Origin of the sequence: Micromonospora sp. NPDC049051 (genome assembly GCF_043197575.1) — a bacterium.
Taxonomy (GTDB): Bacteria; Actinomycetota; Actinomycetes; order Mycobacteriales; family Micromonosporaceae; genus Micromonospora.
Genome location: NZ_JBICTL010000014.1, coordinates 1 through 26,109, shown reverse-complemented (window position 1 = coordinate 26,109; position 26,109 = coordinate 1). Strand labels below are relative to the sequence as shown.

Below are 26,109 nucleotides of genomic sequence, written 5' to 3'. Positions count from 1 at the left end.
TCGCCTGCTGGTCATCGGGCAGGATGTAAGCGCCGAGCAGCATGCTGACATTGCGCGGTCGTCCCAGGATTCCGCTGCGTTGCAGCCCGATGCTGGTGGTGCGCTGATTGACGTCCAGCTCGGTGAAGGTGGTGCCGTCGGGTACCGGGCCGCGGGGGAAGGCGGTGTCGAGGGCGGCACGCTAGCAGCAGTAGCGGTCGATATCGGTCAGCTACTGTAGCCATCTGCGGCTGTCAGGCAGAGCGAGACGTGCGAGGTGTGTCGCGAGTGCCGGCCGCGCGGCGCTCGCTGTCGTCCTTTGTCGGTCGGGATAGCCGTTCGACGAGGGCGTCGATGGCGCTGGCGTCTTGGGGCTCGACCTTCTTCGCGGCGGCCTGCCTGATCACGGCGCCCTCTCCGACCACTGGCTTGGGTGGGCGAGTCTTCATCGTGAATGCCGGTGTCTGGCGGCCGTCGGCGACCAGGCGGGTCGCGGCGGTGTAGGCATCGAGGTGGGTCAGGTCGTGCTCGTCGAGTTCCGGCAGGGTGTGGCGGGCGAGGACGCGTGCGTCCTCTGGCGCGCAGGAGAAGTAGATCTTGTTGCGGGCGTTGGCCGAGGCAGCGGCTAGGAGGTCCTTCGGGAACTGGGCGAGGTCCTGGTGGGACAGTACGAGGGACAGCCGGTACTTGCGGGCTTCGGCGAGCATCGTGTCGAGGCTGTTGGCGAGGGTGAGGAAGTTCTGCGCCTCGTCGATTATCAGGGTGGCGTCGCGCCGCCGGTCGGGGGCAATTCTGGCCCGGGCGGTGGCGGCCTGCCACACCTGCGCGAGGATCAGCGAGCCCAGTAGCTTGCTGGTGTCCTCCCCGAGTTGCCCCTTGGGAATCCGAACGAGCAGGGCACCGCCGTCAAGGACCTTGCCCATGTCGAAGCTCGAGCGTGGGTAGCGCATGGTGCGTTTGACGAAGTCCCGCAGCAGGAACGCGCGCAGCCGGGCGAGCACCGGTCCGATGACCTGGGAGCGCAGGGCTGGGTTGAGTTCGTCGTACCACTGCCAGAAGCCACGCAGTCCGGCCGGGTCGTCGAGGTCGACGGTCATCGCGGAGCGGAACTGGGCCGAGTTGAGCAGGGGCGGGATGTGCTGCAGGGTGACGTTGGCGTGGCGTAGCAGCGTGAGGCAGGCGACGCGCATGACGTCGTCCATGCGGGGTCCCCATGCCTTGGCGAAGATGTTGCCGAAGATCGACACGAGGTTGTCGACGACGAGGTCGGGGTCGTCGCCGGCGAGGGGGTTGATCGTCGGCGGGTTGGGTTGGTCGGGGTCGAACAGGACGATCCGGTCGGCGACGGAGGCGGGGAGCCGGTCGAGGATGTCGAGGACGAGGTCGCCGTGGGGGTCGATGACGACGGTGCCGCGGCCGGCTTTGATGTCGTCGACGGCCATGTTGACCAGCAGTGTTGTCTTGCCGCTGCCGGTCGATCCGATCACATGCAGGTGATACCTCGAGTCTGGCACCGACAGTGCGACGCCGTGCCCGCCGACCTGCGCGTCGCCGAGGACCTTCACGCCCCGTCCGCCGGTGGGGACGGCGACTGGTGCCGGCATGGACTTGGCGCGGGCGCGGTCCAGGCCTGGCACCGCTAGGTCGCGGGGTAGGGCGGCGAGCGCGGCCAGCTCGGGTGTGGAGGTGAGGAATCCGCTGCCGAGGCGTCGCTGGGCCAGCATGGCGGCGGGGTGGGGCATGCGGGTGCGGTGGGTGAGGCGGTTACGTCCGGAGTACACCGCGAAGGCCGAGGCGATGGTGGCGGCGATGCCGCGCAGTCGGGGGTGTTGGTCGGTGGTGGCGCGTCCGGTGTCCTTGGCGACGGCGTAGCGCACGGCGGTTTCCCACAGCGGGTGGGAGGTCTTGTCGAGGATGGCTCGCACGTCGCGTTCGGTTCCCGGGTCGCGGCGGCCTGTCGCTGCGGGCCGGGCGGTGGTGTGGGTGGGGCGGCCAGGTAGAAGCACCTCGATGAGCCACAGCAGCGGCGCTGCGGGGTTGATGGTCGGTAGGGCGGTCTTGCCGTCGCGTAGCCGGGTTGCGGCGCGGCGGGCTCGCAGGGCGCGGCGGGCGGTTGCGGGTCGGGCGAGGATCTGCAAGCACGCGTGCTCGTCGGCGCGTAGTCCTGATCCGGCGGACATGAGGGCGCGCAGTGGGTCGTTGTCGTGGTCGGTGTGGATCGGCAGCCATTCGGCGGCGGTGGGTAGCAGATGCCCGCCCACCGCTGGCGCGTCCAGCGGTATCGGCGGTGGGGCGGAGTCGGCGGTGGTGCAGGTGGCGCCGGGCCAGGCGGCGCGTCCGGCGGCTTCGACGGCGCCGGGTGGGATGGTGCCGGGTACCCACACGCTGATGAGTAGTCGCCGGCCGGTCCAGGTGTACTGCCACACCACGTGTGGGCTGCCGTAGAGCAGCCGGTGTCGGCGCGACGGGGTGAGGGTGCCGGCGAGGTTGGCCCACAGGGCAGCGGCGCTGTGGGGGTCGACCTCGGGTGGCGGGGCGATGGTGACGAGGCGGGCTCCGTCGGCGTGGCGGCGGTGCCGCCAGAGAGCGAGGAGGTTACGGCCGGCGACATAGGCGATCAGCGTGGTCGCGGCGACGCCGAGCAGCCACGGCCTGTGTGCCGCCCAGTCGGCGACGTCGAGAATCCACCGGGCCGCCCCGGTCGGGGGCGCGACGTCCACGCCGGGTCCGCCCGGGGCAGGTACGGGCGTGGGTGTGGGGAGAGTGGTGAGGTGGGCGGCGGGCGCGGTCACAGGTCCTCCTCGTCGTCGAGGTCGGTCAGCTCGCTCGGCCTCGTGGTGCACAGCTGATGCTCGGTGTCGGAGGCGATGGCGTCGAAGCTGGTCCGGTTGGTGCCGGAGATCAGTAGGCCGGTGCCGACCCGGGCGGTGAGTAGCAGGCGGCGTTCGCCGGCGGTGAGGCCGAACGCGTCGCCGATGGCGTCGATGGCCTGCGGTGCCTGCTTGAGCAGGACCTGAGTGGCGGCGTTCGCGACGACGGCGTGGCCGAGGTCGCTGCCGAGGACGTCGGCGACGTCCTGGGTGATCACGGCCAGGCCGGCGTGGCGTTTGCGGGCGGCTTTGGACATGCGGAACAGGAACCGGGCGCCTTCGCCGTCGCGCATGAGCAGCCACGCCTCGTCCACCACCACGAGCTGCCGCCTGGTCGACCGGCCGACGGCGTCGACCTGCCGCCAGATGGCGTCGAGGGCGAGGAGGGTGCCGACGGTGCGCAGTTCGTCGGGTAGGTGCCGCAGCGACCACACGACCAGGTGTCCGTCGGGGCGGGTGGTGGTCGGGCCGTCGAACAGGTGCGAGAACGAGCCGTGCGCCCACGGGGCGAGGCGGGCGGCGAGCTGCCGCGCGGCGGGGTCGTCGTCGGCGTGTAGGCAGTCGGTGAGGTCGCGCAGCAGGGGGGCGGGGCGGTGGTGGGTGGCCGGGTCGGCGGTGATGCCGGCCTGGCGGTAGGCGGTGAGGATCGCCCGGTCGAGGGCGGCCCGTTCCGTCGGGGGCGGCTGCTGGCCGAGCAGCACCGCGATGAGGGTGTGCAGGAACAGGCCTCGGCGGGTGAGGACGTCGGGGCGGGTGTCGCTGGTGGGCAGGTCGAGGGGGTTGACCTTGACCCCGGTCACGCCGAGGCGCACCACGGTGCCGCCGACGGCGTCGGCTAGGCGTAGGTATTCGTCTTCGGGGTCGATGACGGCGACCTGCACCTGCTGGTAGAGGTTGCGCAGGATCTCCAGCTTCACGAAGTACGACTTGCCGGCGCCTGAGCGGGCCAGGACGACGGAGTTGTGGTTTTCCTGCGCCCAGCGGTCCCACCACACGATGCCCTGCGAGTCGGGGTTCACCCCGTAGAGCACTCCGCCTTCGGTGGGCGGGTCGCCGGGCAGTGGTGCGGGCAGGTCCGCCGAGGCGAGGGGGAACGCGGCGGCGAGGGCCGCGGTGTCCATGGTGCGGCGCATCTGCAGGCTGTCGGTCGCCAGGGGCAGGGTGGTGGTCCAACCGGCGAGGTGCCGCCAGGTGGCGGGCTGCACTTCGATGAGGGTCGACGCGGCGGCGGCTTTGACCTGCGCGCAGGCTTCGAGGAGTTCGTTTTCGGTGCGGGCGTGCACGGTCAGGTAGAGGCCGACGCGGAAGAGTTTCGCCGCGCCGCGGGCGAGCCGGTTGGCCAGGTCGGCGGCGTCTTCTGCCGCCGCGTCCACCAGCGGGTCGGGTAGTTTGCCGCGTTCGGCGTCGGCGCGGCGGGAGGATTCGAAGCGGGCGCGCTGGTTGCGGAGTCGGGCTGCGGCGATCGGGGCGGGCAGCGGGTCGATGTGCAGGGCGAGGTCGAGGCGGCCCGGCCAGGACAGCAGGGGTTCGAGCCAGGCCGGGCCGACCTCGGCCGGGTAGCCGGTGACGACGAGGGTCGCGGCGTAGCCGTCGCCGACGCGCAGCATCCGCGGGGTCACCTCCACCGAGGCGGGGGCGACGGCCGCCGCCAACTGTTGGGGCTTGCGGTCGCGCTCGCCGGGCGGGGTACGGGGGCGCAGGATCATGTCTGGCTCCTTGCACTTCTTTGGCGGCGTGCTGGTGAGGTGATGACGGCGTCCGGTGCGGCGAGGCCGCCGGGTCGGGGTGGCCGGTAGGGGTCGGCGGCGGCGGCGATTGCGGCGGTCACCGCCGCCCCGTCCAGGGCGCGGGTGGTGACACCGAGGCCGGACAGGGCGCGGACGGTGTCGTCGGCGCGTCGTCGGGCGGCGTGTTCGCTGCGTTCCCCGGGGCTGGTGCGGGTGACGATGAGGACCTGCCGGCGCAGCGGGTCCCGTCGGGTCGCGAGGGTGTCGAGGAAGCGGGCGTGGTCGGCTGCCGCGTCCGCCAGGGCCGGGTGCGGCAGTTTCTCGACCGTGTCAGCGAGGGTGCGGGCGGCGCCGTGCAGGTCCACTGGCTGTGCCGACACCACGATCTGGGTCGGGGTGGACAGGCTGTTGAGCCACCGACCGAACGTGTCGATCAGGGCGGCCTGCTCGTCGACGGTGCGCAGCGCGAGGTTGACGTTCGACGCGGCGACCATCGCCGCCCGTCCGCCGCCGAGGTGGATCTCCCCGCCGTGGTCGATCGCGTCGGCGGGCAGCGTCAACGGTGCCGGCAGCATCATCCTGCTCTTCGGCGCCTGTACCCAGTCCGGGGTTGTCGTTGTCGTGTCCGTTGTTGACAGGGCCCGTGGTGCTCGGGAGTGCCGGACGGCGGCCAGCAGCCACCCGTCCAGGGGCAGCCCGTCGCGGCGGCCCACGGCGATGCCGAAGACCAGGCCGCCGAGCACCACGGCGGCGCCGACGAGCACCGGTGCTGGCACGATGGTGTGCAGGCTCTGCCAGGCGCCGTAGAAGACGCAGGCGGCGAGGGCGAGGATCGCCAACTGTCGGAACGTCAGCCCGTAGGCGACTTTGTCCGGGGCGTCGACGTCGGCGGGCATCCGGACGCGACCCGCGTCGGAGCGGTCGGGGTGGGTGTTCATCGGCCCACCGCCTTCAGTGCGCGGCCGAGACCGGGAACGGAGCGGGTGACCTGCTGCACGACGATGACCCGCACGGCCGCGCCGATCATGTTCGCCCCGCGGCCGCTGCCGCCGGTGTTCATGTATCGGCGCATCAGGGTCGGCACCCGCAGTGTGGTCCAGAGCATGACCATGACGACGAACAGGTTGAGCACGCCGCCGGGCTCTCCTGGTAGTCCGAGCATGGGCAGCATGTGCTGCGGGTCGGTGAGCATCCACTGTCCGGCGTAGAGGGTGAAGCCTTGCACCACTGGCACCGCGAGCACCCCGGTGTAGGCCTTCCACCACAGGCGGGCCACCGGGTCGGTCTGTGGCAGCGCGTGACAGGCCAGCGCGATCGGGGCGGCGGCGGTCAGGACGAGCAGGACCGCGAAGCGGACGATCACGCTGAACGCCGTGGACGCGAGCAGCATGGCGATGATCGCCAGGCAGATGACGAACAGCAGCGCCGGCGTCGCGGCCTGCCCCGCTTTGAGGTGGGTCTTGACGGTCCGTAGGGCACCGTCGCTGTCTCCGGAAGGGGTGGTGAGTGCGCCAGTGAGCGCGTTGGCGACATCGGTGAGCATGCCGCACCACAGGTGGGAGAAGTGGGCGGCGACGAATCCGACGATCAGCCTCGGGATGAGGTCCTTGACGGTGTAGCGGGATCCTTCGCTGCCGCCGGCGGTCATGGTGAGCACGCCGGCGGCGACGAACGCGAGGACGAAGACGGTGTCCACGACGAGCAGGGAACGGCCGGTCAGGGCCTGTACCTGCGGCAGGCCGGTGACGTTCGGGGTGATCAGCAGAGCTTTGCTGATGAGCCCGAACAGCGCGTCCAGGGTCGCGAGGAGCGCCGCTGCCAGCCAGTCCAGGATCTGGGGCAGCAGGAAGCTCATGACGGTGCCCCGACAATGCCCTTGACGATCTGCAGCAGGACGGGGGCGAGGATCGCCAGGCCGTAGCCGACCAGGGCGTTGCGCAGTGCGCTCTTGGCCCGTTCGACCTGCGTCGGGTCGCCTCCGGCGGTGGCCCAGTACACGCCGGCGATGACGAGGAACAGGGTGGCGACCGCGGCGAGGATGCCGATCAGCCATATCCGCAGGTTGTTGATCACGACTGGCAGGGAGTTCGCGGCCAGCGCGGGCATGCCGGTGTCGGCGTTCGCGGTGTCGGGCACGGACAGCAACAGCAGCAGCACCTGCCCGGCGACGACGGCGGTGCGGCCGGTACGGCGGGCGGTGCGGGAGTGGGTGAGGGCACGAAAATGTGCTGGGATGCGGGACATGAGCGGGGTCACCTCCGGCCCCGACATCGATCGACGGCGGGGCGGTTGTCGGCGGTCAGGACGGGTGGACCGCCGCGTCAGGGGGCGCGGGCAGCGGACAGCGCCACGAACCACGACCGTCTCCGGGAGGAGCACGTCCTCCCTTGTCGGGTTGGCGGTGTGTTCGATGAGGTGTCAGCGCACCAAACTGCGCGGCACCCGGAGACGTCCGGTACGTGGGGCGGCCCGGTGCGGACCCGGCCCCCTGGCGGCGGGCGAAACCAATGGCGCCCACCGTGTGGCGGGCGAAACGGTCTCGCGCTCTTAAACCGCCGTTTGTGTGCCCTGGCGAACGCCTCTGGTTCTCACAGCAACTCACCGCCGCTCACAGATGGCGGTGCCGCCGCTGCCGGCAGCCGCCGACGTCCCGGTTGCGGGCGCTCTCCATCAGCTGTCACGGCGCCGCCGGTCAGGGTCGCCGGGCCCCGTCGCGGGCAGATGGTGCGGCGGGCGGGCGAGCGGATCGGCGGAGCGTTTCGACAGGCCGCGGCGCCCGCACCGGAATCCGGTGGGGCGCCGCGAGAACTGGTGCGGGCTGTCAGGCGGCGGCTGCCGCCGACGGGGTGTCGTGGCGGGCGCGGTGGCGGCTGGCAGCGCGCAGGTTGGCGCGTCGTTCGGCACGCGCGGCGAGGGCGGCGGCGGCCTGCGGGGACGCGGCCCCGGTGAGCAGGCCGGTGGCGAGGGCTTCGGCGATGCGGGTGTCGATGCGGCCCAGTCGCATGCGCAGGGCGTCGGTGGTGATGGCCATCCGGGCGGCGATCGGTTCGATGGCCCGGCGGCCCAGCCGCACGTCGATGTAGGGCTGCTCGTCGTCGGGGTCGAGGATTCCCAGCCGGACGGCGCGGCGGACCAGCACGTCCGGATGCCCGTAGGGCACTTGCGGGGTACGGGGCCCGGTGACGTGCTCCACGTCCTCTACCGGTGTGGTGTCGCCGGCCTGCTGGCGCAGCTTGTAGCCGGCGCGCCACCCGGCACGGCACAGTGCCGCGTACGGGGCGGGCCGGGTGAGGTCGACGTGGTCGCGTAGCGCCGTCAGGAACCCGGTGAGGATCTCCGCTGCGATGTCGTCGGGATCGCCTCGGTAGCCGTCGCGCAGCTGTCGGGTGTAGCGGCGCAGCGCTGGCATGGCCATGCCGACCGCGCCGATGACCCACTGCGGCCCGTCCAGCCGAGCGCGGCGGATCACCTCGGCCCACACCGCGTCGCGCGCCTGAAAGTCGCGGGGGTGTGCCAGCAGCCAGTCCCGCACCGCCGGCAGCGGCATCACACCCGCGGGCAGTCCGACGTCCGGGCCGAACAGGTCAAGGTCGATCGACAAGGGGTCGGGGTCGCTGGTCAGTGCCGTGAATGCCACGTCGGCGGCGTCCAGCGGAGAGTCCGGCCATTGCGTGTGGGACGCGCTCATGATTGCCACTCCTAGGGAAGGGGTGCGGTGTCGCCGTCGATTGGGGCGGCGATTGGGCAGCCGATTACGCCACGGCCGACTCACACGCGCTGTCACCGCAGGTCACGGCGGTGATGCCGCCGCCGGGCTCGCCGTCGCCGCAACGGGCGGGCCTGCCACCCGCACGTCCGCTTCTTTCGTTGGCGCGTGAGCGACTGTGCCGCTGGGCAGGGCTGTGAGTGACAGCCGGTCCCGCGCCGACCGGTCCGCCTCACACCCCGGCCGCCGCATCTCAGCGCTGTCACAGCGATCCGTCGCGTCGCTCACAGCGGCTCACAGCGGCTCAACGGCGCTCACACAGGGCTCTGCCGGTGGCTGGCAAGCGACGACGGATCACGCTGCGCTGTTGAGCGCATAGTTGACGGCGTCGGGCGGCGGCCGGCCGCCGCCAATCGTCGTCGGGGCCGGCGCCGGCATCTCTGCGTCGAGGCCGCAGTCGCTGCGGTGACATGACAACCGCACGCAGCGCGTGTCATGCAGGCCAGCGCCGGCGTGACCGAACCCGCAGTGTCATAAGGACGATGTCAGTGAGGCATGTCGGCGCAGTGGGACGTGGTGACAGTGGCTGCCGGTCACGTCGTCGCGGTGCGCGTGGCGCGACAGCCAGCGATGGCGACGCATCTTGGGACACGACCACGGTTGACATTCACGAGCATCGTTGACATTGGCGTCCGGCGGCGCCACTGAGCAGGCCCTTGACACCGTCATGAGCGCGCGGATATCCGGTCACGCAGCGCCGGACACTGTCGCGTACCACGCCATCGGCCCGGCACGACCGGCACGCCGACGACATCAGAGTCCGTTTGTCCGGTGGTCAGCTGGTCCGGCCAGTCGCCCGGCAACTGTCGGACGGCCAGGCACATGTCACCCCGCTGCGCGGCGGACATGATGACACCCGGCCATGTCATCGACATACGGCGATGACATGGCGTGGCGTCGCCCGCTGGCGGCGCCGTGGGGTGCCGCGCGGACAGGATCCGGTGACGGCGTGTCAGCCCCGCCATCCGCCTGGTGCGCCCACGCATGCGCGCCCTGTGGCGGGGGTTGTCCGCCGTCGCGCTGTGTGAGCGGCTGTGAGTGGGGCAGGCGTTCGCCGGAGCACACAAACGCGGGTTTAAGGGTGTCAGCGCACTGCACGCGCGGCGCGGAGCCGACACCACATGAGCGAGCACACGCCGCAGCACACCGACCCTGTCCACCCCGTCGACCCCCACGCGGTCGATCCGACCCTGATCGACCTGGTCGCCGGCGACCCGCCGGTGCCGGTCACCGTGTGGCGCACCGCGCGCGGCCCGGCCGACGCCGGGCGCAGCATCGGCGCCCGGCTGGCCTACCGGCTCGTCGCCGCCTACACCCGACCCGACGAGGTGGTCGTCGACCTCACCGCCGACCACGCCCTGGCCGCCGTCTGCGCCGCAGGCGGCCGCCGGCACCACCCGGGCTGGTTCACCGACGCGTCCAGCCTGATCATCGGCCCGGCCACCCCGCCGGCCCGCCCCGACCCCGCCGCCGTGCACGCAAACGGCGATGACGTGCCGGACATGAGCACGTGGTTCGGTGATGACCTCACCGACCCCGACCTGCCCACCGAAGCGACCTGCGCCGTCACCGGCCGCGCGTCCCTGGCGGAGGCGACGAGCCTGGTGGTGGCCTGCTGGCCGCTGGACTCGGACGACACCACCAATCGGATCCGGCTGGCGTGGTTGCTGACCGCGTGCGCGCGGCTGCTGCGCGCCGGGGGCTGCCTCGTCCTGGTCGTCACCGTCCCCACCGCCGTCGATGGTGGGCCGGAGGACTTCACCCCGGTAGCGACCGCCGCCGCAGAGGTGGGCCTGGGCTACCTGCAGCACATCGTCGCTGTCGCCGCCGACACCGACGGAGACGCGTTCGTCTACCACGTCACCGACGAGGAACTGCTCACCCTCACCCACCAGAGCGACCCGCGGTGGGCGGTGGCGCACCTGCGGGTCCACGCGGACCTGCTGGTGTTCTCCCCCGCAACGTCCACCCCGCCGCCGGCGTCGAGGCGACGCGGCAACCGTGCGGGCGGTGAGCGCCGTGCCTGAGCACACCACCCCCGCACGCCCCGACCCGAACACCGACGGCCTCGCTTCCAGGGAGGACCATCCGGGCCGGCGGCGTGAGCATGAGGGCCTCCACCGTGCCGAGGCCGGCGGTCTGTCCGTCTGGGCCACCGCCCAGTCGACCGGCCCCGTCCAGCGACGCGGCCGGTACGTGCCGGAATCGGTCAAGCATCCCGCCCGGATGCTGCCCGCGATCGCCGCCCACGCCATCGGCGCCTACACCCAACCCGGCGACCTGGTCCTGGACCCGATGTGCGGCATCGGCACCACCCTGGTCGAGGCCGTCCACGCCGGCCGCGACGCCTTCGGCATCGAGTACGAGCCGCAATGGTCGAACATCGCCGACGCCAACATCCGCCACGCCCACGACCAGGGCGCCACCGGACGCGCATCAGTGATCCGCGGCGACGCCACCCGAATGATGTCCCTGGTCCCGAAGGCCCTCACCGGACAGGTGGCCCTCGTAGTCACCTCACCGCCGTACGGGCCGACCGTCCACGGCCTCGTCCGCCCCGGCGCGCACGGGGTCGTCAAGTACGACGACCGGTACGGCGAGGACAAGGGCAACCTCGCCTACCGCGACCTGACCGGCCTCGCCGACGGCTTCGCCCAGATCCTGGCCGGCTGCGCCACCCTGCTACGACCCGGCGGCGTCGTCGTGGTCACCGCCCGCCCGTGGCGCAAGCGCGGCGAACTGGTCGACCTGCCCAGCGCCGTCATCGCCGCCGGCCAGCGCGCAGGCCTCGTCCCGACCGAACGGTGCGTCGCCCTGCTCGCCGCCGTCCGCGACGGGCAACTCGTCGCCCGCCCATCGTTCTTCCAACTCCAGCAGGTCCGCAAGGCCAGGGCCGGCGGGGTGCCGATGCACCTCATCGCGCACGAGGACGTCCTCATCTTCGCCCTGTCGCAGGACGGAACCGGGGTGGTCGCGTGAGCGCACCCACCCACCGCTACCTGTCGCTGGGTGCCGGCGTGCAGAGTTCCACGCTCCTGCTGCTCGCCGCCCAGGGCAGGATCCCTGGGTTCGACGCGGCGATCTTCGCCGACACCTCCTGGGAGCCGGCTGCGGTCTACCGGCATCTGGACCGTCTGAGTGGCATCGCGCAGCGGGCTGGTATCGAGGTCGTGCGCGTCGGTACCGGTGACATCCGGGCCGACGCGCTCGACCCGGAGCACCGCTTCGCCTCCATGCCCCTGTTCACCCTCGGCCCGAACGGTGAGCGGGGCATGGCACGGCGGCAATGCACCGGCGAGTACAAGATCAAACCCATCAAGGCGGAGGTGCGGCGCCGGCTGGGCTACCCCCACCCGACGCGAGTACCGGCCGGGGTCTGGGCGCAGATGGCGATCGGGATCAGCGTGGACGAGATCGGTCGAGCACGCGACTCCGACGTCGGCTACATGCGCAACGTGCACCCGCTGCTCGACCTGGGCTGGCGGCGAACCGACTGCCTACGTTTCCTGGCCACACACGGTCTCGCAGACACGCCGAAGTCGTCGTGCGTGGGCTGCCCGTTCCACGACGACGGCTTCTGGCTCGCCCTACGCGAGCACAGCCCACAGGAGTGGACCGACGCGGTCGCCTTCGACCGCGCCATCCGCCACGGCTCGGCCCGAGCCAACGCCGACGGCCACCCGCTACGCGGACAGTTCTTCCTGCACCGACAGCGGGTGCCGCTCGACGAGGTGGTCCTGCGCCCCCGCCCCCGGGCGGAGGACGCGCCTGGTTGTGGGCCGTGGACCTGCCCACACGACGAGCCAGTGGTGGCAGCCAGCGCCCGGCGCGGGGAGGTGGCGTGAGCATTGCGCACACCGCCACCCCCCGCATCGGGTCGCTCTGCAGCGGATACGGCGGACTCGACATGGCCGTCGAGCTGGTGCTCGGCGGCCAGCTCGCCTGGTACGCCGAGACCGACCGGCACGCCGCCACCGTCTGCGCCCACCACTGGCCACACGTCGCCAACCTCGGCGACATCCGCACCGTCGACTGGACGACAGTCGCGCCCGTCGACATCGTCACCGCTGGATTCCCTTGCCAGGACATATCCAACGCGGGCAGACGCGTCGGCATCACCGGTCAGCACTCCAGCGTCTGGAACCACGTCGCCGAAGCCGTTCGCGTCCTTCGACCGCAGCTGCTCTTCGTGGAGAACGTCGCCGCTCTCCTGCGGCGAGGACTCGACGTCGTCCACCGTGATCTGGCCGCGATCGGGTACGACACGAGCTGGCTATGCCTACGCGCATCCGACATCGGCGCCGCCCACCGCAGAGACCGGCTGTTCCTGCTGGCCACTCCCGCCGAATCCCTCGCAGGAGGTGCGGACGTTGCCGACACCATGCGCCCGTGACGGCAAGGGCCCCGGCCACCAGTACGGGCTGCCCGACCTCATCGAACCCACCGGCACCCGCCACGACCTGCTACCAACCCCCACCGCGGTGGCCTACGGATCGAACATGTCCCCATCGGCCGGGGCGGCCCGCCGGCCAAGCCTCGCCGGCATCGCCACCCAGCTGCCGCCGACACCGACGCTGGCCGACAGCCGCTCCTCAGCGAATGCCACCGTCGCACCCGCCACACCCACCGGACACGCGGGCCGCATGTTGAACGACGCGGCCCGGCTACTGCCGACACCGAGAGCCAGCGACACCGGCACTGCAGGCCGGCGAGCCGGTGCCGGATGGCGACCGCCACTGTCACAGGTACTGCTGCCCACCCCGAAGGCCAGCGACGGCACCAAGGGCTGCCCCGGGAAACGCGGATCGCACGGGGACCTCACGCTGCCGTCAGCGGCAGTACGGGTACCAGGCCGGACCCTGCCCACCCCCCGCGCCTCCGACACGCGGGGACCCGGCCGCCACGGCGACGGCGGCGCGGACCTACGCACCACCGTGGCGGGCCTGGGCCACCCCGACACGAACCGGTGGGGCGTGTACGCGGCAGCGGTAGCGCGATGGGAGCTGCTCCTCGGCCGTGCGGTGCCGGAGCCGACCCAACCGGGACGCCACGGTAAGCCGGTCCTGGCGCCGCCGTTCGTGGAATGGCTGATGGGCCTGGCCGCCGGCCACGTCACCGATACCACGCTGGCGTTGCCGCGCACCGGCGCGCTGCGGGTCCTCGGCAACGGCGTCGTCCCCCAGCAGGCAACCGCCGCGTTGCGGCTGCTGCTGTGCCCCCGCCGCTGGCAGATGCCCTCGTAAGCATCAGCCTGCCCACCACACCGCCAGCCGGATACGCGTACCACCCGAGCCGGAACAGGCCCTTCTACTCCACGAGCGCGCGGCCCGCTTCTCGCGTCACGCCCGACGACGCGCCATCGACATGGTCACCGCCTCGGCACCGCTCTCAGCAGTGCACGGCTACGGCATCGACTCCCAGGTTGCCGGCGACCCCGGCGCGAACAACACGACCGGTCGGCGGCTCACGCCAACACAGCCAGCCCTCTGCCCGTCCACGCCACCGCGTCCGCGAGGCCCGGAACGTCCGCAGGTCTGGACGTCCGGCCCCGCCGCAGTCCGCCGCCAACCACGCCCACTGGACCTGACTTCGTCGTTCCCTTCGACATCGGAGTGCCCACCGTGAACACCAACCCAACCAACCCGAGCACCGGCGAACCCGGCGGGGAGGTGTGGACCGAGGAGCGCATCCGCGCGCTCGGGGCGATCACCGACCTGCCCACCGCCGGGCGGATCTTCGGCCTCGGCCGCGCCCTGTCCTACGACCTCGCCCGCACCGGCGGCTTCCCCGTGCCGGTCATCCGCGTCGGCTCCCGCTACAAGGTGCCCGTCGCCGGAATCCTCACCACCCTCGGGCTGCAACCCGCCACCGGCGACTTGACCCCGGACACGAAGCGAAGCGTCGATCACCACGACGCAATCAGAAGCACCCTCCCGCCGGACACCCCCGGCGGCATTGGAAAGAAGGAACCGTGACCCGCCCGAGCAGCCCCGAAGGGGCCATCACCAAACGATGCACCTGCACCGACCCCGACACCGGCAAAAGGCTAGGCGGGCGATGCCCGAAACTACGCCGCCCCGGCGGCGGCTGGCACCCCACCCACGGCGTGTGGGGCTACCAAATCGAACTACCCGCCCGGCCCCGACAGACCCGCCGGCAGCTACGCCGTAGCGGCTTCGACAGCCGCGACACCGCCACCAGCGAACTGCGCCACGCCCGCAACCTGCTCGACCTCGCCAACGGCGACACCGACCTCGCCGCGCAGATCGGCGACCTGCTGCACGCCTGCCGGCCCGGCACCCCACTACCCGACCCCGACACGGTCGCCGCCCGCGTCCGCGCCGGTGTGCCCGCCAGCGTGCCCACCACCACCGGCGAATATCTCACCGCATGGCTCACCGGACGTCGAGGCCTGGCAGAAAAAACGGTACGCGGCTACTCCGACCACATCCGCCAGTACCTGATCCCCCATCTCGGCACGATCCCGATCCAGAGCCTGCGCACCAGCCACATCGAGGCCATGTTCACCGCCATCGCACTCAAGCAGGACGAGATCCGCGCCGCCCGCGCCAGCACCGACCCCCACACCCGCGCGAAGGTCAAAGGTGTACGACCGATGGGCGCCTCCAGCATGCAACGGCTGTACGCCACAGTCCGCAAGGCACTCAACGACGCCGTCATCCGGTCGAAGCTGATCCCCCACAACCCCGCCCTCGGCGTCGAACTGCCCTCCGGCAAACGACCCAGAGCACGGGTGTGGACCGCGAAGGCGATTCAGCACTGGCAGGTCACGGGCAACCGCCCGAGTCCGGTCATGGTGTGGATGCCAGAGCAGGCCGGACGGTTCCTCGACCACGCCGAACACCACGACATCGCCCTCTACGCGATGTTCCTACTGATCCTGCACCGCGGGCTACGCCGCGGTGAAGCATGCGGGCTGCGTAACCACGACGTCGACCTCGACGCCGGCTACCTCACCGTCGTCGAGCAGATCACCACCGTCGGCTACACCCCCATCGTCCGGCCCGTCAAAAGCGACGCCGGCGACCGGATCATCCCCCTCGGCCCGAAAACCATCACCGCCCTACGCGCCTACCTCGACATGCGCCGCCGCTGGCAACACGTCGCCGGCCCCCAGTGGCCCCACACCGGCCGGTTCTTTGTCCGCCCGGACGGCAAGGAGTGGCATCCCCAGACGATCAGCGACCGCTTCGACCGCCTCGTCGCGAAGGCCGGCCTGCCGCCAGTACGGTTGCACGACCTCCGCCACTGCGCCGCCACCTACCTCCGCCACGGCGGCGCCGACATGAAAGAAGTCCAAGAAACCCTCGGCCACTCCACCATCAGCCTGACCTCCGACACCTACACCACCGTCATCCTCGAACTCGAACGCGGCAGCGCCGACGCCGTCGCCGACCTCATCCCCCGCGACAACCGCGCTGCCTGACCCATCCCCGCATCCACTCGAGGTGTCCTGACGCCGTAGCAGCCCGACACGAACCGGCCCTTCCCACCTTGGGAGGGGCCGGTTTTACGCGTTCCGGCACTTCTCGCCTGACCGCTCGGCCCCCTGCCTCCCACCACCGCCACGCCGTCGACCGGCCGGTCGTCGGCCCGGCCGCCTCGGCTACGGCGCACCCGGCGGCGGCCCGTGGCCATGGATCGAACCACCCACCGGGCACCACCGCGCAGGGTGAGCGGCCTGTATCCGTTCGGCACCGGCGCGTCGACGCCGATGATCGGCGTGCCGGTCGGCCGGCACCTCTACAGCGGCAGCGCGGTCTGCTTCGACCCGATCTCCTGGTACACCCGCGCGCGGCTGATCTCCAACCCGTCGGTGTGGATCGAGGGCGAGCCCGGCATGGGCAAGAGCACGGCGGTGCGGCGGATGGTCCTCGGGCTCACGGCCCAGGGCGTCACGCCGCTGATCCTCGGCGACCTCAAGCCCGACTACGCCGAGCTGGTCCGCGCGCTCGGCGGGCAGGTGCTGCGCGTCGGGCCCGGCCTCGATCGCATCAACTCCCCTGGATGCCGGCCCGTGGCGGCAGGTCCTCGACCGCGTCGACGAGCGCACCGGCGCCGTCGTGCGCGCCGCGGTGACCGACCGGCGGCTGAACATGCTCGTCGCCCTGGCCACCCTCATCAGGCGCGGGCCCGTCACCTCCGACGAGACCACCGTCCTGGCCGCCGCGCTGCGCTACCTCGCCGAGCGGGAGACCGACACTCCGCCGGTGCTCTCCGACGTCCTGCGCGTCATCCGCGACGCCCCGGCCGAGGTCCGCGCGGTCACCCTCTGGCAGGAAGACGGGGACGTCCCCCGCTTCCGTGAGGACGTCGCCAACCTGCACCGCACCCTGCTGGCGCTGCTGCACGGACCGCTCGGCGACACCTTCGAGGGTCAGACCACCACGCCGATCCGCCTCGACACCCCGGCCGTGTGCGTCGACATCTCCAGCATCGACGACACCGACGAGCTACGCACCGCCGCGACCCTGCTGTCGACCTGGTCCTACGGCTTCGCCCAGGTGGAGGCCGCGCACCTGATGGCCGACCTCGGCCTCGCCCCCGCCCGGACCTTCTTCACCGTGCTCGACGAGCTGTGGCGGGCGCTGCGCGTCGGGCACGGCCTGGTCGACCGCGCCGACGGACTCACCCGCCTCAACCGGCAGAAGGGCACCGGCACCGCCTTCATTACCCACAGCCTGGCGGACCTGGAGGCGCTGCCCACCGCCCACGACCGGGCCAAGGCCCGCGGCTTCGCCGAGCGCTCCGCGGTGCTGATGATCGGCCCATGCTCCGAGCAGGAACTCGACGCGGTCGCGCGAGTCCGGCCGCTCTCGCACGCCGAGCGGCGCGAGGTGCTGTCCTGGTCGGCGCCGCCGTCTTGGACCTCGGCTGAGGGCAGCGGCACCGTCGGCCGTGGCAACTTCCTGATCAAGGTCGGATCGCGGCCGGGTATCCCGGTGCACCTGGAACCCACCGAGACGGAGATGCGGCTCGGCAACACCGACTTCCGCTGGACCATGGCATGAGCCGGCCGGCCGGGCCGCGCGGTGGCCACGACGACGCGGGCCTCATCGTCGGCAGCATCGCCGCCGGGGTCCTGGTCCTCGCCAGCGGCGCGTGGCTGCCCGTCGTGCTGGCCCGCCCGCCCGGATACACCGGCGGCGGACCGATCCAGGTCGCTGCCGCGGTGCTGCGCGGTGACATCACCTGGACCATCACCTGCACCCTCATCGCCGTCGCCGAGGTGACCGTCCTGCTTCTCCTGTCCGTCGGTGGGGCCGCCGCCTGGCGGTGGGTTCGTCGGCGCCGCACCCGCGTCGATCCGGCCGCCCGCCGCATGGCCAGCCGCAGAGACCTCGCGCGCCTCGGGCCGAAGGGTGTCGCTGACAGCGGGCGGCGGCTGCGGCCCAGCCTCGCCGACGTCGACCGGCCCGACCCCGACCAGCTCGGCGTGCTGATCGCCCACACCGTCGCCGGCGGGATGCCGCTGCGCCAGTCGTGGGAGGACATGGCCGTCGACATCTGGGGCCCGCGCACCGGCAAGACCACCTGCCGGGCGATCCCCGCCATCGTCGCCGCCCCCGGGCCGACCCTGGTCACCAGCGTCAAGGGCGACATCGTCGACGCCACCCGCGAGATCCGCGCCGCCCGCGGCACCGTGTGGGCGTTCGACCCGCAGCACATCCTCGGGCCCAAGCAGGGCATGTGGTGGAACCCGCTGCGGGCCGTGGCCACCATCACCGACGCCCGGCGCCTGGCCGAGCACTTTGCCTCCGCCGAGCGCGAGCCCGGCGTCAGCCGCGACGCCTTCTTCGACCCGAGCTCCGAGGAGTTGGTGGCGAACCTGCTGCTCGCGGCGGCCGTGGCCGGCCGGGACATCCTCGCCGCGTACCGGTGGGCTGTCCGCCCTCGCGACGACGAGCCGGCGGAGCTGCTGCGCGAGCGCGGCTACGAGCTGCCCGCTGACGCGGTCGCCGGGGTGGTCAACATGCCCGACAAGACGAGGGGCGGCATCTACGCGGGCGCGCAGAAGATGCTCATGTGCCTCACCGAGCCGACGGTCACCGCCTGGGTCACCCCACCCACGCGCGGCGGGGTCCTCGAGTTCGACCCGGCCGCCTTCGTCGCCTCCACCGACGTGCTGTACCTGCTGTCCCAGGGCGGCCCCGGCTCCCCCGCCCCTCTGGTCGCCGCCCTCACCGACGCCGTCCTGCGCGCCGGCGAGCTACGCGCCCGCACCTGCCCCGGCCGGCGCCTCGACCCGCCGCTGCTGAGCATCCTCGACGAGGCCGCCAACATCTGCCGCCTCCGGCAGTTGCCCAACCTCTACTCGTACTACGGCTCCCACGGCCTGCCCATCATCACGATCCTGCAGTCCTACCCCCAAGGCGTCGACGTGTGGGGCCGCGAGGGCATGCGCAAACTCTGGTCCGCGGCGAACGTACGCACCTACGGCGGCGGCGTCGCCGACCCCGACTGGCTCGAAGAACTGTCCAAGCTCATCGGCGAGCACGACGTGACGACCAGGTCGACCAGCAGCAGCGGATCCGGGTGGGGCCAGCGGTCGGTCTCGCACGCCACCCGCCGCCAGCGCATCCTCGACGTCTCCGACCTGCACGCCCTGCCCCGCGGCCGGATGGTCGTCTACGCCTCCGGCGCCCCGCCCGCACTCGCCCGCACCGCCCCCTGGCAGGACGGCCCGTACGCCGAGGCGATCCGCGCGTCGATCGACCACTGGGACCCACACGGCCGCACCGACTGGACCCTCACCCCCGACGCCCCGCCGGAGCCCAACGCATGATTACACCGACCACCGGGCCGACCAACGATCCGGTCGCCGACCTCACCGCACTACTCGGCCAGCTCGCTGGCGACCCGGACGTGACGCCGCCGGCCGCCACACCCTCAGCCGACGATGCCGCACCGGAGCCGGTCTTCCACAGCGTGGAGGCGTTCGTCGCCGACTACCTCGCCCACGTCGTCGAGCGGCGCCTCGCGTCTGGGCCGACCTCCGGGGTGAACTGGTGTCCTCGCTGGTGGGCCCACCCGGAGGCGATCTCCCGCCTGTACGCGCTATGGCGAGCCTGGGAAACCCTGCGGGTCAGCGACCCGCAAACCGGCATGAGCATCTGGTGGCGCGACCACCTCGACCCCCACCTCGCCGCGCTCGCCGCCGAGTACGGGCCCTTCAGCCGCTGCAGCCCCGACAAACACACCGAACCCCGACCCCTGCCCGTCGAACCAGCACCGTCAGAGGTTCTCGCCCAACTCCCCGACGCTGACAGCAACTAGCTTGCTCTCGGCGCTGGCTTCGCGACATCCAACGAATAATCTTGACAACCAATCTTGATTGACTACCTTGAAGAGGTGTCTGAGAGCCCGATGCGCCCCCTACCCCGACTGCTCCCCACCGGAACTTGCTGGTGTGGATGCGGCAGGGACACCGCCATCGGCTCCTACTTCGTCCGCGGCCACGACAAGATCGCGGAAGCAGCACTGATGGCGCTCGAATACGGCAGCTCGGTGCCGCAGCTCCTCCACCGCCACGGCTTCGGCCCTCAAAGGTCCGTGACCGACACCGCCGTCGACGCTGTCGACTGCCCCTGGACCCGGTGTCGGCACTGCGACTACGCAGGCGCACCCGACAGCGTCCGTCGACATGAGGCAAAGCACAGCCATCGATAGTCCAAGTCACTGCCACACGAAACGAGGACACGTGATCGACGGACGATGCGCGTGATTGATCTGCCCTTCAACCGGCCCGGTCGCTTCTGGCGGGGCAATCTCCACACTCATTCCGACCGGTCCGACGGGGCGCTTCCCCCCGAGGAGATCACCCGCCGCTACCAAGAAGCCGGCTACGACTTCCTGGCCATCACTGATCACTTCCGAGCCAAGTACGGGTTTCCCCTAACTGACACCCAGGCGCTGCGCACGCGCGGGTTCACCACGCTGTTGGGCGCCGAGCTGCATCCCCCGCGCACGGAGTTCTCTTCGGAATGGCACATCCTTGCGGTGGGGCTGCCACTCGACTTCCCACCTCCCGAGCCCAGCGAAGGCGCTCCCCAACTGGCACGCCGGGCACGGGCGGCTGGCGCGTTCATCGGCATGGCTCACCCTGCGGCTTCTCTCCTCACCACTGCCGATGCCGAGAGCCTGGATGCGGCCCACGCTGTCGAGGTCTACAACGCGCTCTCGGCACGCGAGGACCGTGGCGACAGCTGGCACCTGACTGACGTCCTGCTCAACCGGGGACACAGGCTGACCACCTACGCTGCCGATGACGCACATTTCCAGCCCCAGGACCCGCCGGGCTGCGCGGCCTGGGTTCAGGTGCGCGCCGAATCCCTCGCCCCGGAGGCACTCCTCGCCGCACTCAAGGCCGGTCATTACTACTCAAGCACCGGACCTGAGCTGCACAACATCCAGCTCGACGGCGACTTCATCACGGTGCACTGCTCACCCGCACGCAAAGTACTGATCACCGGAGGTGATCCGGGTGCGCAGGTGATCCAGGGAGAGGCACTGACGAAGTGTTCCCTACCGGTGGTGATGTTCAGGCGCGGGTGGTGTCGAGTCACAGTCGAGGACGTCAACGGACGGCGCGCTTGGAGCAACCCGATCTACCTGAGATCAGGTCGCGATCCTTCCAAGGAGCAATCCTGATCTTGAACTGTCGCGCCGTCCCCGGTGACTGGCTGTAAACCCGAGAAGGGAATTCCGCATGCTCTGGCCCGCGCTCCGGGTGCTCTCTCAGGGAGAGCTGACATCCGACCAGCTACAGCACCTGCTCAGCATCCTCCAGCTTGAACAGGCCCCTCGTATCCAGGGCCCCGGAGCGGCGAAGAGCATCGCCCACCGCGCCTTCGCCGATAGCGTCGACACCCGCCTGATCCTGGACCTCGCGCGCGCCGGCGAGTCCGGCTGGGTGCTCACCCTGCTCTTCGAAGGGGAGCCACCTTCCGCCGACGCCATCCAAGCGCACCGCGCACTGCTCGTCGACACCATCGAGCAGTGCGGTCTCACCCTTATCGAGGTTGCCCCCGCCGCCACTGCTGATCAAGTTCACGTACCGCCTCAGGAACCGATCGGCACTGCGGAACCGGGTATCGGACCCTCATGGGACCTCCCGTACGACAATCTGGACCAGCTGTGGCCGCACGTTGGCCTGCGTAAGGACGCCCCCAGAGACGTGAAGGCGGTCAAGCTGCGCGAGGTGATGCGCAGCTCGGTATGGTCTGCCGCTCCCCCGGCCCTCCAACGCCAGGCCGAGTCCTTCCTTCGCGATGCCTGAACCCGTCTTGAGCGGAATTGATCTAGACGTGACCTGATAACACCACCGGACGGGGGACTGGGTGAGCGAGCAGCCGACTGACGAGGCGGGTTGGCCGCGCATGCCGGAGCCAGCGCTACCCGCCATGACGGGGGACGGTTGGGTGAACTGCGCCCAAGGCCACGCGCATTGGGGCAGATTCGGCGCGGCCGGGCTGCTGCCCATCCATGGTGGCGCAGACGGCGAGACCTACGTGCTCATGCATCATCGGGGTGCCGACACCGACCAAGGAGGAACTTGGGCGTTACTTGGAGGCGCACGCGACAGCCACGAGTCCGCGGCGGAGGCCGCAATCCGTGAAGCTGTGGAAGAGAGTGATCTCGATCCCGCCCACGCCCGCACTGAGCTGGTGATCCGGGATGACCACGGCGGTTGGTCGTACGACACGGTGATCGTCTCGCTTGACCGGCGGGTGCCGGTACAGCCGGTCGAGGGCGAATCCGTGGCGCTGGCCTGGGTGCCGCTCTCCGATGTACCAAACCTGGACCTGCATCCTGGCTTTGCCAGGAGCTGGCCGAAAGTCCAGGCGGCGCTCGACGCGATGCTGGATGCCGAGCCGCCCACGGCTGCCCCTGCCGCGCGCTCCGCCAGCGGGCTTCCGTTGCCGGCGCACCCGGCCACTCGCGCCCACGTGGTTTCCCGGGAGGCGCTCGACCATGGTGATGGCATCGCGTGCCGAGAGCTGGTCACGTTCAACGACGGCACGCTCGCCGTCTACGAGAAGTACGTACGGAACGAGGACGCAAAGCTCAAAGTGCTCGACGCGTACGTCGGTCGGGCGGTGGGCGCCCGCGTCCCGCTTTCATACCCGCTGGGCCTTCGGGAGCTCTACACCGATCACATGCCCGGCGAGCCAGCTTCCGACCTCTACCAGAGCCTGACGGACCTGGCGAACGAAGGGATGATCGCAACCCGCGATGGTGTGTTCCTCGGCCTGCACTATGCGCTGACCGCTACGCACGACGTCACCGTCGGTCACGTTCACCTTGGAGGACAGCGCAGTCTGATCACGGTCCCCGACGCAGCCGCCTCGCACGGCGCCCTCCCGGACGCTGCTAACCCCTTCGTCCACATCTTTTACCGCCAGGTCGAGCCACACGTGTTCTCCTGGGTGGACAACCCGATCCCTGCGGTCGACCTAGAGATCATGCGGCGGCAGCTCGACGGCCTGCGCCCCCTCTTCGAGCAGCTCGATCGGCCCGATCTACACGACGCGGTCATGGAGCGGTTCGACCAGGTCGCGCAGCACGCGGTCGGAACAGCACCACTGCTCCCCCGACCACCAGGCGAGCGGATCACACTTCCCGACTCGACGCCCGAGCGGCACTACCCTCTGGCCCCGCCGCCAGGTTCACAGGAACGGATCGACCATCAGCAGATCAGCGAGGCGCTGCTGACCGACGACGGTCGCATCACCGAAACTGGTCAGGCCAAGACCATCGCCATCCAGGCCATTGCCGAGCGGATGCGGTCTTCGACGCCCGAACTCGTTCTAGCAGCGTTCGGCCTGGTGGTCGGCACTGACATGGGACATCGGTTAGGCGACAGCCGCTACGTCCTCGTACCGCACAACGAGCAGTACCCCTCGATGGGAGCCGATGTCCTTCGCGTCGACGAGCTCGACCCGGCAAACCCTCGGCAAGCCCTCGACAAGGTTGTGCGCATGGACGATCCACGCGCCGAAACCCTCGTCCGCTGGATCGCGGTCAGCGAACTGATGAGTGCCTGGTCGTACGGCTCCAACAACAACGTGCGCGTGTTGGCCCTGCAGGAAGCCACCAAGGAGGAGTTCGGCCTCACGGCTGTGCTGGAGTGGCGAACGGACCCGAAGACACGCGACGCCGTAGCCCTCGAACTCGACTACAACCGTGACGCGCTGCGAGACTTCCTGCGCACCCAGTACGAGATGACCCAAGAAATCTTCGCCAACCGGGGCATCACCGAAGTTATCGCCTATCGGGCCCTGACCTGGCAGGAGGGAGCCCCGCAGCCAGACTGGGCCGGCCTGAACGTCGGCGACACCTTCGAGGCACGCCAACGGCCACTGGCAAGCTGGGCCGCAGACCGCCAGATCGTCGCCGATTGGCTGGAGAAGCGCGGCGGCCACGCCGTGATCCTGATCGACCGCAAGCCTGCCCAGGACATCCTGTCCATCCCCATGACCGGGATGGGCTACTTCGCGCAGAAGGAGCTGGTCACGCTACCGGGCGACAGCCTGGTCACACTGGACGGCGTTTTTACCGGCAAGGCGCCGGCCGTTGATGCAGAACAAACCGCAGCGAGCAGCATCACCCTCGGCGCCCCGTCCCTGGAGGATGCGGCGGAGACTCCAACGAACGACACGGCGGGAAGGCCGGATTCAGAAGCCATCCCCTCTCATTGGCGTCCCCTCACCATCACGGCACAACTCGACCCCACCGACCCGATCGATGGCCAGATCATGCGCATCCTCGACGGCGAAGAGGAGGTCCCACGTTGGTGGCCGCGGGACGACTCCGGATACGTCATCACCAAGCGCGACCTGGACTTTCTCGGCATCAACCCGGTCCAAGTCAAGTGGATGCTCACTGGCGAGGCGCCCATGGGCATGACCCCGGAGCTCTACCAGCAGTTCGGCACGCAGATGCTGGAGGCGCTCGAGCACGACGGCATTGATCCGTCGCAGCTCGACATCCGCCTCAAAGGCACCGGTGCCGGATTCTTCTCGGGAATCCACAAGACGATGCCACGCGAAGACGACCTGGCCAGCAATCCGACGGCGACACGACGACTTCGCGACTGGTTCGGTGAGAGCCGGGAGCGCCCCCTACGCCGCCCATACGACGCCATGTGGCGCCTCGGCCTGGAACCAATGCCCAGCGACTTCGACCTCGACATCAACAGCACCGCAATCGTCCGGGCCGCCCGCACATACTGGCGGGACCACCACTCCGATCGCTACCTGGGCGACTTCATGAATGGCCATGGGTATCTGGACAAGCGAACAGCGATGGGCACCCTCCCCACGCTGACCGACTGGACGCGCAGGTGGGAAAAGACTCTGGGAAGACCGCTGTCCCTGGGGATCTTCGAGTCCAGCGGGCCGTTCGACGCGACCACGCTCGGCCGCTCCCTCTCTTCCCACTTCCGCGACACCGACTGGATCATCCACAGCTCGAACGCTCCGATGGCTTGGCGCACCCCTACGTCCAGGATCCCTGATCTAACCGTTTCACGAGGCCACGTGCCTCGGTCGGACGTCATCCCTCAACCGCGGGTGGATCCTCAAGTCTCCTCATCCCAGCAAGCGGGAGCATCCGCATCCATTGCTGCAGCGGCTAAGGCCTTCCCAAGAAGCACCCGTCAGTCCCTGCCAAGACAGCCTGAGCGTCACGCCGAACAACCCGGACCAGCCAAGGCTGCGAGGCGGGAAGACGGCAAAGGCGCGGAGCCAACGCGATAGGGCCCGAGCTACGCGAGGCCGTACAACGGCTTGCTGTCAACGCCGGCTCAACCTCTCAGGCGGAGCCGACAGACCCGCCGCTGCGGTCGGGCAGACCGCCAGCGCGGCGGGATCGTCCAGGTCCACGGACAGGTCCGGCATCCCGGTGGCCGGGGCTCGGCCCAGCAAGCCGCCGTCCCAGCGCCCGCCATCTCAGCAGAGCCACAGCGCAGACCGCGGTCACGGCCGCTAGCCGGCGGCGTCAGGCGCCTCTTGGCCGGCTCGGAAGCGCGGCTGAGGATGTCTCAGCGACGCCCGAGCCGGCGCCGGATTCCGGCGGCCACGTCAGCGCGCAGGTCGCCGAGCCCGTAGACCTCGGCAGGAGGCTGCTCGACGGCGCGGGCGGCCTCGTGGGCGGCATCGTGCTTGGGGTTGCCGCAGCAGACGTGATCGGTGACGTAGGGCCTCGCCTTCTTACTGCAGACGCGGTGCGCGCAGACGACGTAGCCGGGCGCTGACTGGGCCTCAAGCCATTCGGCGGGGATGGGCATGGTGTAAATCCTCTCGCAGTGGCTGGTCAGCGACCAGCGGGCCCTGGAGCGCTGTTAACGAACGTGCGACCAGCCGCCAAAGTTGAGCTAACGGCTCGGGATCCCTGACGGGCCCGGAAGGCGTACGAAACCGGAATCGGTGTGCCTCCCGCTTTGGGCTCTGTTCACGGCCCGGTCCGGCCTGCGGCAGAGGGCCCGAACAGTGCACGAGTCCCGGCGAGCGCCACAGGTTGCCGGGATTCCGCGCATTCGTCAGTCGACGAGGTAGTGGGCTTCGATGTAGGCGACGGTGGAGTCGTACGGCTCCCCCACCGGCTTCAACATGTACCGGCGGAAGACCGCGGCGGTGGCGCGGCGGACCCCTCGGTTGCGAGCGTCTGCGTTGTCCCATGACCGGGCGAGGGTCCGGGTGACCACCTGGTCGATCTCCTCGGCCAGGTTCCTCTCCGTGACGGT

At 70.5% G+C, this 26,109-nt stretch carries 22 protein-coding genes; 13 read left to right on the top strand and 9 right to left on the bottom strand.

Going from position 1 to position 26,109, the window contains the following annotated elements; all coding sequences use genetic code 11:
- Window positions 1-233: 233 nt before the first annotated feature.
- The 6 genes from ACGFIR_RS30740 to ACGFIR_RS30715 all read right to left on the bottom strand — a co-directional run bounded on the left by ACGFIR_RS30740 (window position 234) and on the right by ACGFIR_RS30715 (window position 8,264).
- On the bottom strand, window positions 234-2,771 hold the full coding sequence (locus ACGFIR_RS30740; RefSeq protein WP_393148832.1) for a type IV secretory system conjugative DNA transfer family protein: 2,538 nt from the start codon (window positions 2,769-2,771) through the stop codon (window positions 234-236).
- On the bottom strand, window positions 2,768-4,555 hold the full coding sequence (locus tag ACGFIR_RS30735) for a VirB4 family type IV secretion system protein (protein ID WP_393148830.1): 1,788 nt from the start codon (window positions 4,553-4,555) through the stop codon (window positions 2,768-2,770). Before ACGFIR_RS30735 ends, ACGFIR_RS30740 begins: the two co-directional genes overlap by 4 nt.
- Window positions 4,552-5,514: a PrgI family protein gene (locus ACGFIR_RS30730; protein WP_393148828.1), complete on the bottom strand. Its 963-nt coding sequence runs from the start codon at window positions 5,512-5,514 to the stop codon at window positions 4,552-4,554. The genes ACGFIR_RS30735 and ACGFIR_RS30730 overlap by 4 nt, the downstream gene beginning before the upstream one ends.
- Window positions 5,511-6,431: a type IV secretion system protein gene (locus ACGFIR_RS30725; RefSeq protein WP_393148826.1), complete on the bottom strand. Its 921-nt coding sequence runs from the start codon at window positions 6,429-6,431 to the stop codon at window positions 5,511-5,513. The genes ACGFIR_RS30730 and ACGFIR_RS30725 overlap by 4 nt, the downstream gene beginning before the upstream one ends.
- Entirely contained in the window at window positions 6,428-6,820 is a 393-nt protein-coding gene (locus ACGFIR_RS30720) for a pilin (RefSeq protein ID WP_393148824.1), read from the bottom strand. The genes ACGFIR_RS30725 and ACGFIR_RS30720 overlap by 4 nt, the downstream gene beginning before the upstream one ends.
- 577 nt (window positions 6,821-7,397) lie before the next feature.
- Window positions 7,398-8,264, bottom strand: coding sequence for a hypothetical protein (locus ACGFIR_RS30715; RefSeq protein WP_393148822.1), 867 nt, complete (start codon window positions 8,262-8,264; stop codon window positions 7,398-7,400).
- Between the two features lie 1,199 nt (window positions 8,265-9,463).
- Here ACGFIR_RS30715 and ACGFIR_RS30710 point away from each other — a divergent pair.
- From ACGFIR_RS30710 to ACGFIR_RS30680, 7 genes are all read left to right on the top strand, one after another.
- Entirely contained in the window at window positions 9,464-10,369 is a 906-nt protein-coding gene (locus ACGFIR_RS30710; RefSeq protein WP_393148820.1) for a hypothetical protein, read from the top strand.
- Entirely contained in the window at window positions 10,353-11,321 is a 969-nt protein-coding gene (locus tag ACGFIR_RS30705; RefSeq protein WP_393148818.1) for a TRM11 family SAM-dependent methyltransferase, read from the top strand. Before ACGFIR_RS30710 ends, ACGFIR_RS30705 begins: the two co-directional genes overlap by 17 nt.
- Window positions 11,318-12,187 carry a hypothetical protein gene (locus tag ACGFIR_RS30700; protein ID WP_393148816.1) on the top strand — a complete coding sequence of 290 codons (870 nt, stop codon included), beginning with the start codon at window positions 11,318-11,320 and terminating at the stop codon, window positions 12,185-12,187. Before ACGFIR_RS30705 ends, ACGFIR_RS30700 begins: the two co-directional genes overlap by 4 nt.
- A complete protein-coding gene (locus ACGFIR_RS30695) occupies window positions 12,184-12,735 on the top strand; it encodes a DNA cytosine methyltransferase (RefSeq protein WP_393148814.1) in 552 nt (183 codons plus the stop codon). Before ACGFIR_RS30700 ends, ACGFIR_RS30695 begins: the two co-directional genes overlap by 4 nt.
- Before the next feature lie 541 nt (window positions 12,736-13,276).
- Window positions 13,277-13,585: a hypothetical protein gene (locus tag ACGFIR_RS30690; protein WP_393148812.1), complete on the top strand. Its 309-nt coding sequence runs from the start codon at window positions 13,277-13,279 to the stop codon at window positions 13,583-13,585.
- A gap of 378 nt (window positions 13,586-13,963) precedes the next feature.
- Window positions 13,964-14,317: a DNA-binding protein gene (locus ACGFIR_RS30685; RefSeq protein WP_393148810.1), complete on the top strand. Its 354-nt coding sequence runs from the start codon at window positions 13,964-13,966 to the stop codon at window positions 14,315-14,317.
- A gap of 131 nt (window positions 14,318-14,448) precedes the next feature.
- Entirely contained in the window at window positions 14,449-15,789 is a 1,341-nt protein-coding gene (locus ACGFIR_RS30680; RefSeq protein WP_393148808.1) for a tyrosine-type recombinase/integrase, read from the top strand.
- A 317-nt stretch (window positions 15,790-16,106) separates the two neighbouring features.
- Here the strand turns inward: ACGFIR_RS30680 and ACGFIR_RS30675 are convergent, their stop codons facing one another.
- Window positions 16,107-16,262: a hypothetical protein gene (locus ACGFIR_RS30675; protein ID WP_393148806.1), complete on the bottom strand. Its 156-nt coding sequence runs from the start codon at window positions 16,260-16,262 to the stop codon at window positions 16,107-16,109.
- A gap of 164 nt (window positions 16,263-16,426) precedes the next feature.
- Between ACGFIR_RS30675 and ACGFIR_RS30670 the strand changes: the two genes are divergently transcribed.
- The 6 genes from ACGFIR_RS30670 (at window position 16,427) to ACGFIR_RS30645 (ending at window position 25,123) form a co-directional block, all read left to right on the top strand.
- The gene (locus tag ACGFIR_RS30670; RefSeq protein ID WP_393148804.1) at window positions 16,427-17,374 is read left to right on the top strand and encodes a hypothetical protein; all 948 of its coding nucleotides are present in this window, start codon (window positions 16,427-16,429) and stop codon (window positions 17,372-17,374) included.
- The gene (locus ACGFIR_RS30665; protein WP_393148802.1) at window positions 17,371-19,149 is read left to right on the top strand and encodes a type IV secretory system conjugative DNA transfer family protein; all 1,779 of its coding nucleotides are present in this window, start codon (window positions 17,371-17,373) and stop codon (window positions 19,147-19,149) included. The genes ACGFIR_RS30670 and ACGFIR_RS30665 overlap by 4 nt, the downstream gene beginning before the upstream one ends.
- Window positions 19,146-19,640, top strand: a complete 495-nt coding sequence (locus tag ACGFIR_RS30660) for a DUF4913 domain-containing protein (RefSeq protein ID WP_393148800.1) — start codon at window positions 19,146-19,148, stop codon at window positions 19,638-19,640. The genes ACGFIR_RS30665 and ACGFIR_RS30660 overlap by 4 nt, the downstream gene beginning before the upstream one ends.
- 444 nt (window positions 19,641-20,084) lie before the next feature.
- A complete protein-coding gene (locus ACGFIR_RS30655) occupies window positions 20,085-21,014 on the top strand; it encodes a PHP domain-containing protein (RefSeq protein WP_393148798.1) in 930 nt (309 codons plus the stop codon).
- 58 nt (window positions 21,015-21,072) lie between these two features.
- Window positions 21,073-21,642 (top strand): hypothetical protein, encoded by a 570-nt coding sequence (locus ACGFIR_RS30650; protein WP_393148796.1) that lies wholly within the window; start codon window positions 21,073-21,075, stop codon window positions 21,640-21,642.
- A 61-nt stretch (window positions 21,643-21,703) separates the two neighbouring features.
- Window positions 21,704-25,123, top strand: coding sequence for an NUDIX domain-containing protein (locus ACGFIR_RS30645; protein ID WP_393148794.1), 3,420 nt, complete (start codon window positions 21,704-21,706; stop codon window positions 25,121-25,123).
- A gap of 284 nt (window positions 25,124-25,407) precedes the next feature.
- On the opposite strand, the gene ACGFIR_RS30640 is transcribed toward ACGFIR_RS30645, so the two are convergent.
- Complete coding sequence (locus ACGFIR_RS30640) at window positions 25,408-25,653, bottom strand: hypothetical protein (protein ID WP_393148792.1); 246 nt, start codon at window positions 25,651-25,653, stop codon at window positions 25,408-25,410.
- Between the two features lie 252 nt (window positions 25,654-25,905).
- Window positions 25,906-26,109: hypothetical protein (locus ACGFIR_RS30635; protein ID WP_393148790.1), on the bottom strand; the 204-nt coding region annotated here is incomplete at its 5' end.